Raw genomic sequence first — 267 nt, 5'->3', positions numbered from 1 at the left:
GCGCGTTCTCTTTCGGGAAGTGGCTCAGCTTGGTAGAGCACCTGGTTTGGGACCAGGGGGTCGCAGGTTCAAATCCTGTCTTCCCGATACTTGATTTGGGGCCTTAGCTCAGCTGGGAGAGCGCCTGCCTTGCACGCAGGAGGTCAGCGGTTCGATCCCGCTAGGCTCCACCAAACAGTTCTTTGAAAACTGAACGAAACAAACAACGTGAAACGTCAATTTTTATTTATGATGCTAGACAAACTTTATTGGAGAGTTTGATCCTGG

At 50.6% G+C, this 267-nt stretch carries 2 tRNA genes; both read left to right on the top strand.

Annotation, left to right across the window (positions count from 1 at the left end):
• Positions 1-13: 13 nt before the first annotated feature.
• Positions 14-87: transfer RNA gene (locus MR056_RS22090), tRNA-Pro, on the top strand.
• Between the two features lie 10 nt (positions 88-97).
• A tRNA-Ala gene (locus MR056_RS22085) sits at positions 98-173 on the top strand.
• Positions 174-267 lie beyond the last annotated feature (94 nt).

Origin of the sequence: Bacillus cereus group sp. BfR-BA-01360 (assembly GCF_022663595.1) — a bacterium.
In the GTDB taxonomy this organism is placed as follows: Bacteria; Bacillota; Bacilli; order Bacillales; family Bacillaceae_G; genus Bacillus_A; species Bacillus_A cytotoxicus.
The sequence above is the reverse complement of the archived record's forward strand: the minus strand, read 5'-3'. Positions and strand labels throughout refer to the sequence as shown.